The 2,108-nt window shown below is 64.7% G+C and carries 2 protein-coding genes; both read left to right on the top strand.

The features are described from left to right. Positions 1-1,317, top strand: a 1,317-nt coding sequence (locus tag VGD20_RS12065) for a cisplatin damage response ATP-dependent DNA ligase (RefSeq protein WP_331134680.1), incomplete at its 5' end; no start/stop codon positions are given. Positions 1,318-1,414: 97 nt separating this feature from the next. Further along, positions 1,415-2,029 carry a superoxide dismutase gene (locus tag VGD20_RS12060; protein WP_331134679.1) on the top strand — a complete coding sequence of 205 codons (615 nt, stop codon included), beginning with the start codon at positions 1,415-1,417 and terminating at the stop codon, positions 2,027-2,029. The last annotated feature ends 79 nt before the right edge of the window (positions 2,030-2,108 follow it).

Raw genomic sequence — 2,108 nt, 5'->3', positions numbered from 1 at the left:
GCCCCCACCCCCGGCCCCTCCCCTGAAGGAGAGGGGGGACTAAGCGTCTCCGAAGCCGTCGATGCACTCTCCACCGCCAGCCGCAGCGACGCGCCCGCCGTCGTCGCATCCTTGCTCGACCGGCTCGATGCCGACGGGCGTTATGCGCTGCTGAAATTGGCCTTGGGTGGCATGCGCGTCGGCGTATCGGCGCGGCTCGCGAAACAGGCGTTCGCGCAGGCGTTCGACGTGCCGGTCGACGATGTCGAGGAGCTATGGCACGCGATCCCGCCGCCCTATGCGCCGCTGTTCGCGTGGGGCGAGGGCAGGGCGGAGCGGCCCGACCTCGCCGACGTCGCCTTCTTCCGCCCCTTCATGCTCGCGCATCCGCTGGAGGATGAGAGCGTCGACCTGGCGGACTATGCCGCGGAGTGGAAATGGGACGGCATTCGCGTCCAGATCGTCCGGGGAGGCAGCGAGACGCGCATCTACAGCCGCGGCGGCGAGGAGATCAGCGCGGCGTTCCCCGAACTGGTCGCGGCGTTCGACCAGGATGCCGTGATCGACGGCGAACTGCTCGTGCGCGGCGAGGTGCAGGGCGGTGAGGCGGCGAGCTTCAATGCGCTCCAGCAAAGGCTCGGCCGCAAGACGGTGTCGAAGAAGATGCTCACCGACTATCCGGCGTTCGTGCGCGTCTATGACCTGCTCGCAACCGATGGCAACGACTTGCGCGGCCTGCCATGGACCGAACGGCGCAGGCAATTGGAGGCGTTCGTCCCGCGCCTTGCCGACAGCCATTTCGACCTGTCGCAGGTGATCGAAGCGAGCAACTTCGACGAGCTCGCCGAACGCCGCGCCGGTGCGCGCGACGCAGCGATCGAGGGGGTGATGCTCAAGCGCCGCGATGCGCCTTATGTTGCGGGGCGGCGCGCGGGACTCTGGTACAAGTGGAAGCGCGACCCGCTCACCGCCGATTGCGTGATGATGTACGCCCAGAGGGGCAACGGCCGCCGCGCGAGCTTCTATTCGGACTATACTTTCGGTTGCTGGTCCGATGCGGGTGAGCTGCTACCCGTGGGCAAAGCCTATTCGGGCTTCACCGACGAGGAATTGAAGTGGCTCGACAAGTTCGTGCGCGACAACACGCTGAACCGTTTCGGCCCGGTGCGCGAGGTCGAGAAATCGCTCGTGCTTGAAGTTGCCTTCGATTCGATCCACGGCAGCAAGCGCCACAAGTCGGGGCTGGCGATGCGCTTTCCGCGCATCTCGCGCATCCGCCGCGACAAGCCCGCCGAAGAGGCCGACCGGATCGCGACGCTGCTGGCCATGGTGACCTGAAAAATAACCGCGAAATTTGCCGTCACGGGGTTGCAACCGGCGAGGGCGATACCGAGTTTAAGGCCGCAAACCCCTCGATAACAAAATGGAGACTGCCATGACGATCGCCCATCCTCCCCTGCCGTACGCCCAGGACGCGCTGGAGCCGCATATCTCGGCCGACACGCTGGCGACGCACCATGGCAAGCATCACAAGGCCTATGTCGATAAGACCAATGCCGCGATCGAGGGCACCGAGCTGGCGTCGAAGCCGCTCGAGGAAATCGTCCACCACGCCGAAGGTTCGGGCAACAAGGGCCTGTTCAACAATGCCGCGCAGGCATGGAACCACGCTTTCTACTGGGAAAGCCTGAGCCCTTCGAAGACCGAGCCCAAGGGCGACCTGCTCGCTGCAATCGAGCGCGATTTCGGCTCGCTTGACGACCTCAAGAAGAAGCTCAAGGAAACCGCGGTCAACCATTTCGCTTCGGGCTGGGCGTGGCTCGTCGCGCGCGATGGCAAGCTGTCGGTCACCGACACGCACGATGCCGGCACTGAACTCGTCGCGGGCATCAAGCCGATCCTCGTGATCGACGTGTGGGAACATGCCTATTACATCGACCGCAAGAATCTGCGCCCGGCCTATGTCGACGCGGTGGTCGACGAATTGCTGAACTGGGATTTCGCTGCCGAAAATTTCGCGCGCGAGGCGACCTGGACCTATCCGGCGTAAGCAAATCTCCTCCCTGTCGCGAAGCGATGGGGAGGTGGCAGCGCGAAGCGCTGACGGGGGGCTTTGCCGCAACGTTACA

Origin of the sequence: Sphingopyxis sp., assembly GCF_036402335.1 — a bacterium.
Classification (GTDB): Bacteria; Pseudomonadota; Alphaproteobacteria; order Sphingomonadales; family Sphingomonadaceae; genus Sphingopyxis.
The sequence above is the reverse complement of the archived record's forward strand: the minus strand, read 5'-3'. Positions and strand labels throughout refer to the sequence as shown.

Coding starts and splice junctions, on each gene's coding strand:
- VGD20_RS12060 (WP_331134679.1), top strand. CDS start 1,415: ATGACGATCGCCCATCCTCCCCTGCCGTACGCCCAGGACGCGCTGGAG.